At 48.2% G+C, this 527-nt stretch carries 1 protein-coding gene; it reads left to right on the top strand.

Annotation, left to right across the window (positions count from 1 at the left end; all coding sequences use genetic code 11):
• On the top strand, positions 1-430 hold a 430-nt coding region (locus ACTHUR_RS17910; protein WP_440400088.1), incomplete at its 5' end, for a CDP-alcohol phosphatidyltransferase family protein.
• Between the last annotated feature and the right edge of the window lie 97 nt (positions 431-527).

Consider the following 527-nt stretch of genomic DNA (forward strand, 5'->3'; position numbering starts at 1 on the left):
GCTTTTACCGATCTGGTTGTTTGTCCGTATGGCGCTGAATGCGATGGACGGTATGCTGGCACGGGAGTTCGGCCAACAATCGGCATTAGGCGGTTATTTGAATGAAATCACTGATATTGCCGCAGATGCTGCTTTGTATCTGCCTTTTGCCTTTATCGCGCCCTTCGGCGGCGTACAAATTGCCCTGTTTATTTGGCTGGCGGCAATGACTGAATTTTGCGGCGTTTTGGGACAAGTCCATGGCAACGGCCGTCGTTATGACGGACCATTCGGCAAAAGCGATCGCGCATTCTTTATCGGCGCATTGGCAGTATGGTATGCAATTGCCGGCAGCTTCCATTCGCTTTTCTATATCCTTATGTGGCTGGCCTGCGCGGCATTGGTTTATACCTGCTACAAACGTGTCATCAATGGCTTGAAGGCCGTCTGAAACTTGTCCACGTTCTTGGGTTAATCATCATTGATTAAAATATTTAAACCCATCACCCCGTTTTACTGAAAACAGAAAAGGCCGTCTGAAACCATAA

The sequence above is a fragment of the Neisseria sp. P0021.S007 genome (genome assembly GCF_051956855.1).